The sequence below is a fragment of the Citrobacter sp. XY323 genome, from assembly GCF_025106035.1.
GTDB lineage: Bacteria > Pseudomonadota > Gammaproteobacteria > Enterobacterales > Enterobacteriaceae > Citrobacter > Citrobacter braakii.
In genome coordinates this window covers 686343-699880 of sequence record NZ_JANYUK010000001.1, presented here as the reverse complement: position 1 = coordinate 699880, position 13538 = coordinate 686343, and the positions used below count along the sequence as shown (strand labels likewise).

Sequence of the window (13538 nt, the reverse complement as noted above, 5' to 3'; positions counted from 1 at the left end):
AGTATTAAGCGCGATACTGAGCACTTATTCTACTCTCCAGGGGAACTATGGAAACTCGACGCGACGAGCGTATTGGTCAATTACTGCAGGCGCTGAAACGCAGCGATAAATTACACCTCAAAGAAGCCGCGACGCTGCTGGGCGTATCTGAGATGACCATCCGTCGCGACCTGAATAATCACGATGCTCCCGTCGTCTTGCTCGGGGGCTATATTGTTCTGGAACCCCGCAGCGCCAATCACTATTTAATCAGCGATCAAAAATCCCGACTGGTTGATGAAAAGCGCCGTGCCGCCCAGATGGCGGCAAGCCTCGTGCAGGCACACCAGACTATCTTTTTCGACTGTGGTACCACCACGCCGTGGATCATTGAGGCTATCGACAATGAATTGCCTTTCACCGCAATCTGCTACTCGCTGAATACGTTTCTGGTGCTGCAGGAAAAACCGCAGTGCCGCGTCATTCTGTGTGGTGGCGAATTCCATGCCAGCAACGCAATTTTCAAACCGCTTGATTTCCAGGAAACGCTGAACAACCTGTGCCCGGATATCGCTTTTTATTCCGCAGCTGGCGTTCATATTGAGAAAGGCGCGACCTGTTTTAACCTGGAAGAGCTACCGGTGAAACACTGGGCGATGTCGATGGCGCAGCATCACGTGCTGGTGGTCGATCACAGCAAATTTGGTAAGGTGCGTCCTGCGCGGATGGGTGAAGTAAAACGCTTTAATACCATCGTCAGCGATAGCCGTCCTGACGAGGCGTTTGTTGAGTACGCGAAAGCGCAACGTATCAAACTGATGTATTAAGCGATACTGCCGGATGGCGATAGCGTCATCCGGCAAACGCTAAGATTAAGAGAACCAGCCGCCAAACCACTGGTGGAATTTCATCATCACAAAGTCCCACATGCGACTAAAGAATCCCCCCTCTTCCACGGCCTCCATCACCATCAGTGGACGCTGCTCGATGGATTTCCCGTTCAACTGGAAGTCGATAGTTCCCACAACCTGACCTTTCTTCAGCGGCGCGGTTAACTGTGGTTCGGTCAGGGTAAAGCTGGCCTTCAGGTTTTTGAGCTGACCACGCGGGATAGTCACCGAGCCCGCTTCTCCGGCGCCCAAATTAACTTCACTCTTATCGCCAAACCAGACGCGCTGCGTCACGAAAGTGGCATCCGGTTTAATCGGCGTAACGGTTTCAAAGAAGCGGAAGCCCCAGGTCAGCAGCTTTTCTGACTCATTAAAACGAATGCGGTCGGTTTTCGCCCCCAATACCACGGAGATCAGGCGCATATCCCCCTGGGTCGCGGAAGCGACCAGGTTGTATCCCGCCCCGGCCGTGGTACCGGTTTTCATACCGTCCACGTTCAGGTTGGTGCTCCACAACAAACGGTTGCGGTTCGGCTGGCGGATTTTATTAAAGGTAAATTCTTTCTCTTTGTGGATAGCGTACTCTTCCGGTACATCGTGGATTAGCGCCTTCCCGAGCAGGGCCATATCACGTGCGGTACTGAACTGTCCTGCCGCATCCAGGCCATGCACGGTCTGGAAAGTGGTATTGGTCAGCCCCAGTTTTTTCGCGTAGCCGTTCATCAGACCAATGAAAGATTCCTGGCTGCCGGCAACGTAATCAGCCAGTGCGATACAGGCATCGTTACCAGACTGGATGATAACGCCTTTGTTCAGATCGGACACTGCAACCTGATCGCCGGGCTTGAGGAACATAACCGACGAACCGCGCAGGGCCGGATTACCGGTCGCCCAGGCGTCTTTGCCCACGGTGACCATATCGTTGAGGTTAATTTTCCCGGCCTTCAGCGCCTGACCGACTACATAGCTGGTCATGATCTTGGTCAGACTGGCAGGATCCAGTTTCTCATCAGCATTACCTTCCGCCAGTACCTTACCGCTGGCGTAATCCATTAGGATCCACGCGCGCGCGTCGACGCTCGGTGGGGCCGTTGGTTGCTCCGCCGCCTGTACGCTCGGCGACAAAAGGATTAAGAGTGCAGAACCTGCAGCAAAGCTGCGAAGTGAAGAGAAGTATTGCGTCATAAATGCCACCCGAGTATCCATTCCAAAAAACCACGTCATACCACACCGTGTTTACACAAAACCAGCCAAGCGACCCTGGCCAACCCATGCAGAAAAGGTCTGATGGATGACGTGTAAAATAAGTGCGGTGAGTAATAACGCACTAACGAGCTTAAAGAAACCGTAAGTTGGTAAAGTTTTTAAAGTTTATGCAATAACACCGCGCTGCGCTGCTCCCGGCACGATTTTTTTAGACTTTGTTGCGTAAATATTAGGTTTACCCCACCATGTGGGCTAGTCAGATGGCATCTGCAGCCATAAAGCTGCTCAATTAATTTGCGGGGTTACTATGATTACACTGTGGGGTCGCAATAACTCGACCAACGTAAAAAAAGTATTGTGGACGCTCGAGGAACTGGAACTGCCGTATAACCAAATTCTGGCGGGCGGACAGCATGGCGGTAACCGCGATGCCGACTATCTGGCACTCAACCCGAACGGACTGGTCCCGCTGCTACGTGATGATGAAACGGACGTTGTTCTGTGGGAATCCAATACCATTGTCCGCTATCTGGCAGCTCAGTACGGACAAAAGCGTTTGTGGATTGACACCCCGGCCGCGCGCGCCGTCGGTGAAAAATGGATGGACTGGGCAAACCAGACGCTAAGTCCTACGCATCGGGTTATCTTGTTTGGCCTGGTCAGAACCCCTGCCGAGAAACGCGACATGGCGGCAATCGAGGCGGGTAGTCAGGTGTGCGATAACCTGTTTGCCATTCTGGATAACGCGCTGGCGGACCAGCCATGGTTCTCCGGGGCTGAATTTGGCACTGCCGATATCGCCGTTGCGCCGTTTATCTATAACCTGTTCAACGTTGGCCTGAGCTGGACCCCGCGCCCACATCTGGAGCACTGGTATCAGCAACTGACCGAACGTCCGGCGTTTCAAAAAGTCGTGATGATCCCGGTCAGCTAACTAAATCAGGGACTCACTTTCAGTAATTCCCCGTCGGACTCGTCGGTTAGTACGTATAAGTACCCGTCTGGTCCGACGCGCACATCACGGATCCGTTGTCCCCTTTCCTGCAACAGACGACCCTCTTCGGTGACGGCATTCCCTTTGACGCTCAGCACGATCACTTCTTTCTCTTTCAACGCGCCAATGAATAACTTCTGCCGCCACTGTGGGAAGGTATCGCTATTATAAAAAGCCATTCCGCTGACCGCCGGTGACTTTTCCCAGTAAAAGATGGGTTGCTCTGTTCCAGCAACAATTGGGCCTTTTGCTTCGGGAATTTTAAGACCACTGTAGTTAACGCCCCAGGTCGCAAGCGGCCAGCCGTAGTTTTTCCCTTTCTCGGGGATATTGATTTCATCGCCCCCGCGTGGACCATGCTCATTAAGCCACAGCGTATCGCTCCAGGGATTCATCGCCATCCCCTGCGGGTTGCGGATACCATATGACCAAATCTCTGCCCGCGCTCCTGCCCTCTTCACAAACGGATTATCCGGCGGAATTTTTCCCTCATCGGTCAGTCGTACGACCTTGCCCTGCAGCTTATCCAGATCCTGTGCGGTAGAACGTTGATTATTTTCACCAAGACCAATAAACAGATAACCGTTGCCATCAAAAACCATACGTCCGCCAAAATGGTTTCCGCTGGAGAGCTTCGGCTGTTGGCGAAAAATGGTCTGGAACCCTTGCAGATGTTTGAGATCGTCGCTCAGTCGTCCGTAACCAACCGCTGTCCCGGCATTACCTTCACTGTCAGCTTCAGCAAAACTAAGCCACACCCGGCGAGATTGTTTAAAATCCGGTGCTAATGCCACATCAAGCAATCCCCCCTGACCATTCGCCCAGACTTTGGGTACGCCGGTTAGCGGGTCGGAAAGCCCCTTTCCAGTCTGCCAAAGTCGAAGCTGGCCGCCTTTGAGCGTAATGAGCATGCCGCGATTGTCGGGTAAAAACGCCAGCGACCACGGATGATCGAGTTTCGTTTGCAGCACTTCCACCTCTACCGCGGCGGCATAAGAGGAAAATAGCGCGAGTGGGGCAGCACAGAGAAAGAGTCGACGCATAACACCTCCTTAATGGCTCTGCATAAAGCGTAGCCAGCAAGGGGAATTATCCCGCCACATTTACATAATATTAACGAAAAGGGGGAGCGCCCTCCCCCTGATTCAGACGTGTTCCAGCGTTGAATAAGATTGCAAACACTGGATACTTAGCGTCAGCGTTGTCAGGCAGTTTTCCAGTTTCTCTGCGTTAACGGCGATAAAGGTTGGACAATCGTGATGTCCACTCATAAGACAAACAGCGGCGGCGGCTAACGCCCCTTCAGCACGATGAAGGGCATTCCACTCTTCCTGATCAAGATGCCTACCGTGAAGCTGTGATTGCTCGTGCAATTCGCGATTCAGTGCAAAAAAATTATCACGCAGACGATCGCTCTCGCTGACTGACATGTAGCCTTTCGCTTTTCTCAACAGCAGATAAGCGGCAAGTTCGACACGGGCGTTTATCAATTTGTTGAGAAGATCGGTTCTCAGTCTGTCAACAACCATACTTTGTTCCTCCTCTTTCCAACTATGGTGCAACTTAATAGTATGGTCATTTTTTGAACAAAGTCGTGTCCAGGATCAATCCATCACCGAAAATTAACACAATTTACAAATAATCTTTAATTCCACGCCGGGCGTGGCGACTGATGGTATGAGATTGCGATACAATTTTTATTCAGAACTCTGTAGAATCCGTGCCCTGAATATTCCAATAACTGAACAATTTTTACGCTATGAGCAATGTAACCCACCAGCCGAAAATCGGCTTTGTCTCCCTCGGCTGCCCGAAAAACCTCGTCGATTCTGAACGCATCCTGACCGAACTTCGTACCGAAGGCTATGACGTTGTGCCAAGCTACGACGACGCGGATATGGTTATCGTTAACACCTGTGGCTTTATCGACAGCGCGGTTCAGGAGTCGCTGGAAGCAATCGGCGAAGCGCTGAACGAAAACGGCAAGGTGATCGTCACCGGCTGTCTGGGCGCGAAAGTCGATCAGATCCGTGAAGTCCACCCGAAGGTGCTGGAAATCACCGGGCCGCATAGCTACGAACAGGTTCTGGAGCACGTTCACCACTATGTGCCCAAACCAAAGCACAACCCGTTCCTGAGCCTGGTTCCTGAACAGGGCGTCAAGCTCACTCCGCGTCATTATGCCTATCTGAAAATTTCTGAAGGCTGCAACCACCGCTGTACGTTCTGCATTATTCCGTCGATGCGTGGCGATCTGGTGAGCCGTCCGATTGGCGACGTCCTCAGCGAAGCCAAACGTCTGGTGGATGCGGGCGTAAAAGAGATACTGGTCATTTCTCAGGATACTTCCGCGTACGGCGTGGATGTGAAGCATCGCACCGGTTTCCATAACGGCGAGCCGGTCAAAACCAGCATGGTTGATCTGTGCGAGCAGTTATCAAAACTGGGGATCTGGACTCGTCTGCATTACGTCTATCCCTATCCGCACGTTGATGACGTGATCCCACTGATGGCGGAAGGGAAAATCCTGCCGTATCTGGACATCCCGCTGCAGCATGCCAGCCCGCGTATTCTTAAGCTGATGAAACGCCCAGGCTCCGTGGACAGACAACTGGCACGCATCAAGCAGTGGCGTGAAATCTGCCCTGAACTGACGCTGCGCTCAACCTTCATTGTCGGTTTCCCGGGTGAAACGGAAGAAGACTTCCAGATGCTGCTCGACTTCCTGAAGGAAGCGCGTCTGGACCGCGTGGGCTGCTTTAAATACAGCCCGGTAGAAGGCGCTGGTGCCAATGACCTGCCGGACCAAATCCCGGAAGAGGTGAAAGAGGAACGCTGGAACCGCTTTATGCAATTGCAACAGCAAATCTCTGCTGAACGTTTGCAGGAGAAAGTGGGCCGCGAAATTCTGGTTATCGTTGATGAAGTTGACGAAGAAGGCGCGATTGGCCGCAGCATGGCTGACGCCCCGGAAATCGACGGCGCGGTATACCTGAATGGCGAAACCAAGGTGAAACCTGGCGATATCATCCGCGTGAAGGTCGAAAACGCTGATGAATACGATCTGTGGGGCACCCGCGTTTAAATAAGCGCAACCCAACTGTAGGCCGGATAAGCGTTACGCCTTATCCGGCCCTGTGATTTATCCTTTAATTTTCGGGTCCAGCGCGTCGCGCAGACCATCTCCGAGTAAGTTAAACGCCAGTACCGTCAGGAATATCGCCACCGCCGGGAAAATCGCCACGTGCGGCGCGATCACCATATCAGCGCGGGCTTCATTGAGCATTGCCCCCCACTCCGGGGTCGGCGGCTGCGCACCCAATCCCAGAAATGACAGGCTCGCGGCAGAGATAATCGACGTGCCAATTCGCATGGTAAAAAAGACCACGATCGATGAAACCGTACCCGGCAAGATATGGTTGAAGATGATGGTCGCATCGCTGGCGCCAATACTGCGCGCGGATTCAATAAAGGTCTGCTGCTTTAGCACCAGCGTATTTGCGCGCACCAGCCGCGCGAAGGCCGGAATGGAGAAAATGGCCACGGCAATAATCACGTTTGCAATGCCGCTGCCCAGCACGGCGACCACGGCTATCGCCAGCAAAATACCAGGAAAGGCAAACAGCACATCGCAGATACGCATAATCAGTCGATCCCACCAGCCTTCGAAGTATCCCGCCAGCAGCCCCAGCACAGTGCCAATCGCTGCGCCAATAAATACGGCAAAGACCCCCGCCGCCAGCGAGATTTGCGCCCCCACCAGCACACGGCTAAAAATATCCCGCCCCAGCGAGTCAACGCCGAACCAGTGCAGCATCGACGGTCCGTCATTCAGACGGTCATAATCGAAGTAATTCTCGGCATCAAATGGCGTTAACCAGCGAGCAAAAATCGCCACCATTATCAACAGCACGACAAATAACCCCGCTAACATCGCCATGCGCTGGCGACGGAAACGACGCCAGAATTCATGCCACGGCGTGCGTATCTGCTCAGGCTTAACAAGGGGCATCGCATTTAAAATCGCCTGTCGGCGCCAGTTAAAAAATCGCATCCTTACTTGTACCTGATAGCCGGATTAATGGCGGCATAGAGCACATCCACCACTAAGTTAATAAGAATAAACTCCAGAGAAAACAACAGCACCTCGGCCTGAATCACCGGGTAGTCGCGCATTTCGACTGAGTCCACCAACAGCCGCCCAAGCCCTGGCCAGTTAAACACCTTCTCAACCACAATCGAGCCGCCAAGCAAAAAGCCAAACTGTAGCCCCATCATGGTGACCACCGGGATCATCGCATTGCGCAAACCATGTTTTAACACCACCCAGGTTTCACTCACCCCTTTGGCCCGCGCGGTACGCATATAGTCTTCACTGAGCACATCGACAAACGAAGCGCGGGTAAACCGGGCTAACACCGCAGCCACCGCCGCACCCAGGGTAATAGACGGGAGGATATAGTGCCGCCAGGTATCAGCGCCAACGGTGGGCAACCAGCCAAGCTCAACGGAGAATATCTGCATGAGCAGCATGCCGAGCGCAAACGCCGGGAAAGAGATCCCGGTGACGGCGAGCGTCATACTCAATCTGTCCGGCCAACGATTGCGCCATACAGCAGCAATAATCCCTGCCGTCATGCCGAATAACACCGCCCACGCCATGCTGGCAATGGTCAGCCATAGCGATGGCATAAAACGACTGGCTATCTCTTCGGAGACCGGGCGACGAGAAACCATTGAGGTTCCAAAATCGCCTTGCAACACGTTAGTAATGTAATGCCAGAACTGAATATGCAGCGGCTGATCCAGACCCAACTGCTGGCGCACCAGTTCGATCACCTCAGCATCAGCCTCCGGTCCGGCAATCAGCCGGGCCGGATCGCCGGGTAGCAGGTGAACAAATAAAAATACCAGCACCGCTACAATCAACAGAGTTGGAATCAACCCCAGCAGGCGCTTGAAAACATAGTTAAGCATCACACTCCCTTCGCCGGCCCCTGTGTGGCGGGGCCGGATGAATAGCTTATTTTAAATCCGCATCATCAAAGCTAAATCCGGTATCCGGCATGATCCAGAACCCGGTCAATCTGGTGTTGTGCGCCGAAATCAGTTGTTCCACTACCAGTGGGATCCACGGCGACTCTTTCCAGATAATATCCTGCGCATCCTTGTACAGCTTCGCTTTCTGGGCCGGATCGTTGGTTTGCAACGCTGCTGCTAAATCACTGTCCACATGCTTATTGCTGTAGAACGCCGTATTAAACAGCGTTGGCGGCCAGTTTTGAGATGCAAACAGCGGTGACAGCGCCCAGTCTGCTTCACCCGTAGAGGCAGACCAGCCGGTGTAGAACATGCGTACCCCGCTCTCTTTCTGCGCTTTACCTTCAACTTGCGCCGCGCGCTGACCGGCATCCATCGCCGTCACCTGAGCCTTAACGCCCACCTGCGCCAGTTGCTGCTGGGTAAATTGCAGCACTTTCTGCGCGGTACTATGGTTATGAGAAGACCATAGCGTGGTGGTAAAACCGTTCGGATAACCCGCTTCTTTCAGCAGTTCGCGCGCTTTTGCCGGGTCGTATGGCCATGGCGTATAGCTTTGCGCATAGGCGATCGACGGAGGGAGAACGCCGGTTGCTGGCGTCGCGTAACCGGCAAACGCCACTTTCACCAGCGCCTGACGGTTGATGGCATAATTCAGCGCTTCACGCACCTTCGGGTTATCGAACGGTTTTTGCGTGACGTTCATGCTGATGTAACGCTGCATAATAGACGGACTGGCCACCAGTTCCAGGTTTTTATTCTTCGCCAGTAGCGCCGCCTGCTCGTAAGGGATCGGGAAGGCAAACTGCGCTTCCCCGGTCTGCAGCATTGCCGCACGCGTGTTGTTGTCGGTCACCGGACGCCAGGTAATCGTATCCAGCTTTGGCAGCCCTTGCTGCCAGTAACCCGCGAACTTCTTAACCTTTACAAAATCCGTCTGATTCCAGGTCTCAAGCTGATACGGCCCGGTCCCCACGGGATGGAAACCGATCTCCTTGCCGTATTTCTCCAGCGCGGCGGGAGAGATCATCGCCGTAGCCGGGTGCGCCAGAATATTGATAAATGCAGAGAACGGCTGCTTCAGCGTTATCTTCACCGTCGACGGATCGACGACCTCGGTTTTATCGATATTCTTATACAGGTTGTAGCGTTTCAGATGGTTTTCCGGGTTGCTGGCCCGGTCGAGGTTAGCTTTAACCGCATCGGCGTTGAAGTCGGTGCCGTCCTGAAACTTCACGCCCTGTCGCAGCTTAAGGGTATAAGTCAGGCCATCATCAGAAACCGTATAACTCTCCGCCAGCACATTTTTCAGCTTCATCTCTTTATCAAGGCCAAACAGCCCCTGGTAAAACGACTTCGCTACCGCCTGCGACAACGTGTCGTTTGCGTCGTAGGGATCGAGGGTGGTGAAATTGGATCCTACCGCCACTACTACATCTTTGGCGGCCCAGCCAGGTGTGGCGGCCAGCGTAGAGGCCACTCCCACAGCAACCAGCCATTTTCGAGCAACAATTTTTGTCATGTTATTCTCCTTAAACCCTGCCTGCCTGTTATAAACGCGAAAGCGCATTTTCTGGTTGCGGACGCGCAACATAATGCCCCGGGCCAACTTGCTGGAGTGAAACGGGGGAAATCTCTTCACCGCGTTTGCGGATATTACTGGGGATATCATCCGACAACAGCACGCGCTGGGGCCGGTGATGTGAGGGATCGGCGACCGGGACTGCCGCCATCAGTTTGCGGGTGTACGGATGCTGCGGATTTTCAAACACCGCGCGTCGGGTGCCGATCTCGACGATTTGCCCAAGGTACATCACCGCCACCCGATGACTGATCCGCTCCACCACCGCCATATCGTGGGAAATAAACAGGTACGCAATCCCCATTTCTCGTTGGAGGTCGAGCAACAGGTTGATAATTTGCCCGCGAATTGAGACATCCAGCGCCGAGACTGACTCATCGGCAATAATCACCTTGGGATTGAGCGCCAGCGCCCGGGCAATACAGATACGCTGACGCTGACCACCGGAAAACTCATGCGGATAGCGCCAGGCATGCTCAGGGAGCAATCCTACGCGTTCCAGCAGCCATGCAACCCGTTTTGCCGCCGCATCGCCTTGCAGTAGCCCATGCACCCGCAGCGGTTCTAAAATGGAATATCCCACGGTCTGACGCGGATCGAGCGAAGCATAGGGGTCCTGGAAGATAAATTGAATATCCCGACGCAGCGGCTGTAGCTTACTGGCGGCCAGGGTATCGATACGCTGTCCGTTGAAAACAATCTCCCCGCGTTGAGACTCTACCAGACGTAGCAGCGCCCGACCGGTGGTGGATTTCCCGCAGCCCGACTCCCCCACCAGCGAGAGCGTCTCTCCGGGCCACAGGTCAAAGCTAACGTTTTCCACCGCATGCACCTCGCGGGTCACCCGATTAAGAATGCCGCTGCGCAGCGGAAAACGCGTCACCAGATTACGTACCTGCAAAATAGGCTCGCCTTCAACCACGGTATCCTGTTCAGTCTGTGGTTCTACATGACTGGGATCGTGTAACGAAATGAGAGGAAACCGGCGCGGGTACGCTTGTCCGGTCATCGCCCCAAGCTGCGGCACGGCTGCCAGCAGCGCTTTGGTGTAAGGATGCTGGGGAGCGTGAAAAATCTGCTCAACGCTGCCGGTTTCTACCGCCTCGCCCTGATACATCACCAGCACGCGATCGGCAATATCCGCCACGACGCCCATATCGTGGGTAATAAAGATCACTCCCATCGACATATCCTGCTGCAACACTTTTATCAGTTGCAGGATCTGTGCCTGAATAGTGACATCCAGCGCGGTGGTCGGCTCATCGGCAATTAAAACCGCAGGGCGACACGATAGCGCCATGGCGATCATTACCCGCTGGCGCATGCCGCCAGAAAGCTGGTGCGGATAGCGCGATAAAATAGCCTTCGCCTCGGGGATACGCACCTGGTCGAGCATCCGTTTCGCTTCCACCATCGCCTCTTCGTGGCTGGCCCCCTGATGCAAACGGATTGACTCAGCAATCTGCTCACCCACGGTAAATACCGGATTAAGCGATGTCATGGGCTCCTGGAAGATCATGGCGATATCCGCGCCACGCACGTGACGCATCCGCGACGCGCTCTGTTCACCCAGCTCAATAACCTGTCGGTTACGGCGTCGAAGGAGCATTTCATCGCAGCTCACCTCGCCGCCTGACTGTTCAATCAAACGCATCAGCGACAAGGCTGTTACCGACTTTCCTGAACCGGATTCACCCACTATCGCCAGCGTTTCACCACGCTTCAGGCGAAATGACAGATTACGCACCGCACTGATGCGCTGTTGCTCCTGTTCAAAGGCAATGTTCAGGTTGCTGACTGCCAGCACGTCGCTGGCGTCAAGCTCATCACTGTGTGGCAACGGTATCTCCTTTTTCCTGATAAATACCGGTGGTTGGCGTATCGCCTGCATATCCCCAGGCACGGTACATGCCTTCGCTGTTAAACGGCAAGGCGACGTTGCCCTCGTGATCGACGGCAATTAAACCGCCGCTGCCGCCGAGCGCCGGTAATTTTTCCATTACTACGCGTTCGCACGCCTCCGATAAACTCAGGCCGCCATAGTCCATCAACGCCGCAATGTCATACGCCGCCAGCGCACGAATAAAGACTTCACCGGTTCCGGTGCAGGAAACGGCCACACTTGCGTTATTGGCATAACAGCCTGCGCCGACCAGCGGACTGTCACCTACCCGCCCCGGTAATTTGTTGGTCATTCCGCCGGTCGATGTTGCCGCCGCCAGATTGCCAAACATATCCAGCGCGACCGCCCCCACAGTACCCATTTTGTTGTTTTCATCCAGCGGGGTCGCGCTATGATCCAGCACCGTTTCACCCGCCGATTGCGCTGCCAGCAGTTGAGCGTAGCGTTCTGGCGTCGAGAAAATATCCGCCGAAACGCGCTCCATCCCCTGCGCAATGGCAAAGTTTTCAGCCCCTTCACCTATCATCATGACGTGGGGGCTGTGCTCCATCACCAGGCGAGCCGCGAGAATTGGGTTGCGCAGATGGCTAACCCCGGCGACGGCTCCCGCGTTTAGCGTATTACCGTCCATCACACAGGCGTCCAGTTCATGGGTTTCATCACGGGTATACACCGCGCCAATTCCGGCATTAAACAACGGACACTCTTCCAACAAACGCACGGCTTCGGTGACCACATCCAGTGCGCTACGACCGTCTTCAAGCATCCGTTGGCCGGTTTCAACGATATCCGACAGCGCTTGTATATAACGCAATTCTTGCTCCTGGCTCAGTAACGCGCGGGTGATAGCCCCTGCGCCGCCGTGAATTGCAATGACTGCTTTACCCATTTTATTCGTCCATTAGGTGGCGGGTACCGGGGGGTTATAAATATCAGAATTTCGGTGACTTATTGATTCGATTTTTGAATATAGAAAGATGCAGACGTCATGTAAAGGTAAAGGCCCGCACCTCACACCCCGTCTCATCAGGTCATTCAGATGTGTTTAACGGAAAGGAGATCTCTCGACGTTGGTGCTAAATTATTCAAGCCGATCGGTAATCTGTTTTTTTGCATAAAACACAAAGCGTTCTACAGACGGCATACACGCTGCCCAGTTATGTTTGGTTAACCCCAGATATTCCGCACGCGCCGCTTGCAGCAAATCAGCATGCTCAGCGGGTAATTGCGGCAGAAGCCAGGATGCGGCCTCATCTTTAGCGACAATATTACCCGTAACCACGCTATACCAGATACGTGCCAGAGCAAGGATGATATTACGCTCGTCCCCCTCTAAATCAGCCGGTTTCTGCCACATCTCAAGGATATGCCGAAATGTTTGCAATACATCGCTAAACGGAATGACGTTAAATAACGTCTCAGCAGGTTCACCGAACAGCGGTACGCTGGCGCGCCGGGCCTGGGTTAGCAGAATAGAAAGATCAGGATCCACCATTGCCGGTTCAAACACGCCAGCGCGAATATCATCACGCAGCCATTCGCCAAACTGCATTTCTCTCGCCGGTGGGAATCGCCACGGCACGATCTGCGAGTGCAGAACCACGGTCACTTCCAGCGCACGATATGGCCCGGAGGTGCCGGGAGGCGCTGAAATGGTCAGCAAATCCTGCATCAGTTTTTTTCTTTGTCGGGCATTTATTGGTTCACGCAGGGTGACCAATAAATCAATGTCGCTTTGGGGTTTTAAGCCGCCTTCAACCGCAGAGCCATACAAATGAAGGGCAATGAGATTCCCCGCGAAAATCTGGCGGATGCACGCACTGGCGGCCTCCACCTGTCGTCGAATTGCGTCTGGAATAATATTAGCCATTTAGCCCCCAGGGAAAAATGAGCGGAAATATTGAGTCTATACTGCATTCTTCCTGCAGCGCTATCCCTGGCACA

Annotated in this window: 12 protein-coding genes; 3 read left to right on the top strand and 9 right to left on the bottom strand. The window is 53.8% G+C overall.

Annotated features, from left to right (window positions below):
- Positions 1-47 precede the first annotated feature (47 nt).
- Positions 48-806 (top strand): DNA-binding transcriptional repressor DeoR, encoded by a 759-nt coding sequence (deoR, locus tag N0B36_RS03270; RefSeq protein ID WP_019076372.1) that lies wholly within the window; start codon positions 48-50, stop codon positions 804-806.
- A gap of 45 nt (positions 807-851) precedes the next feature.
- Here the strand turns inward: deoR and dacC are convergent, their stop codons facing one another.
- Positions 852-2054, bottom strand: coding sequence for a serine-type D-Ala-D-Ala carboxypeptidase (dacC, locus tag N0B36_RS03265; RefSeq protein ID WP_065554553.1), 1203 nt, complete (start codon positions 2052-2054; stop codon positions 852-854).
- A gap of 328 nt (positions 2055-2382) precedes the next feature.
- On the opposite strand from dacC, the gene N0B36_RS03260 reads away from it, so the two are divergent.
- On the top strand, positions 2383-3009 hold the full coding sequence (locus tag N0B36_RS03260) for a glutathione S-transferase family protein (protein ID WP_259686061.1): 627 nt from the start codon (positions 2383-2385) through the stop codon (positions 3007-3009).
- Positions 3010-3014: 5 nt separating this feature from the next.
- Here the strand turns inward: N0B36_RS03260 and N0B36_RS03255 are convergent, their stop codons facing one another.
- Both N0B36_RS03255 and bssR read right to left on the bottom strand, forming a co-directional pair.
- Positions 3015-4112 (bottom strand): PQQ-dependent sugar dehydrogenase, encoded by a 1098-nt coding sequence (locus N0B36_RS03255; RefSeq protein ID WP_259686060.1) that lies wholly within the window; start codon positions 4110-4112, stop codon positions 3015-3017.
- A 102-nt stretch (positions 4113-4214) separates the two neighbouring features.
- Positions 4215-4598, bottom strand: a complete 384-nt coding sequence (bssR, locus tag N0B36_RS03250; RefSeq protein ID WP_235116573.1) for a biofilm formation regulator BssR — start codon at positions 4596-4598, stop codon at positions 4215-4217.
- A 230-nt stretch (positions 4599-4828) separates the two neighbouring features.
- Between bssR and rimO the strand changes: the two genes are divergently transcribed.
- Positions 4829-6154 carry a 30S ribosomal protein S12 methylthiotransferase RimO gene (gene rimO, locus N0B36_RS03245; protein ID WP_016152393.1) on the top strand — a complete coding sequence of 442 codons (1326 nt, stop codon included), beginning with the start codon at positions 4829-4831 and terminating at the stop codon, positions 6152-6154.
- 57 nt (positions 6155-6211) lie between these two features.
- Here rimO and gsiD read toward each other — a convergent pair whose 3' ends face one another.
- The 6 genes from gsiD to N0B36_RS03215 all read right to left on the bottom strand — a co-directional run bounded on the left by gsiD (position 6212) and on the right by N0B36_RS03215 (position 13464).
- A complete protein-coding gene (gsiD, locus tag N0B36_RS03240; RefSeq protein ID WP_103766081.1) occupies positions 6212-7123 on the bottom strand; it encodes a glutathione ABC transporter permease GsiD in 912 nt (303 codons plus the stop codon).
- A gap of 2 nt (positions 7124-7125) precedes the next feature.
- A complete protein-coding gene (gene gsiC, locus N0B36_RS03235; protein WP_016152391.1) occupies positions 7126-8046 on the bottom strand; it encodes a glutathione ABC transporter permease GsiC in 921 nt (306 codons plus the stop codon).
- 46 nt (positions 8047-8092) lie between these two features.
- Complete coding sequence (gene gsiB, locus N0B36_RS03230; protein ID WP_259686059.1) at positions 8093-9631, bottom strand: glutathione ABC transporter substrate-binding protein GsiB; 1539 nt, start codon at positions 9629-9631, stop codon at positions 8093-8095.
- Between the two features lie 28 nt (positions 9632-9659).
- Complete coding sequence (gene gsiA, locus N0B36_RS03225) at positions 9660-11531, bottom strand: glutathione ABC transporter ATP-binding protein GsiA (RefSeq protein WP_019076365.1); 1872 nt, start codon at positions 11529-11531, stop codon at positions 9660-9662.
- Positions 11518-12483, bottom strand: coding sequence for a beta-aspartyl-peptidase (gene iaaA, locus N0B36_RS03220; protein ID WP_047501231.1), 966 nt, complete (start codon positions 12481-12483; stop codon positions 11518-11520). The genes gsiA and iaaA overlap by 14 nt, the downstream gene beginning before the upstream one ends.
- Positions 12484-12675: 192 nt before the next feature.
- The gene (locus N0B36_RS03215; protein WP_103766079.1) at positions 12676-13464 is read right to left on the bottom strand and encodes an aminoglycoside adenylyltransferase family protein; all 789 of its coding nucleotides are present in this window, start codon (positions 13462-13464) and stop codon (positions 12676-12678) included.
- Between the last annotated feature and the right edge of the window lie 74 nt (positions 13465-13538).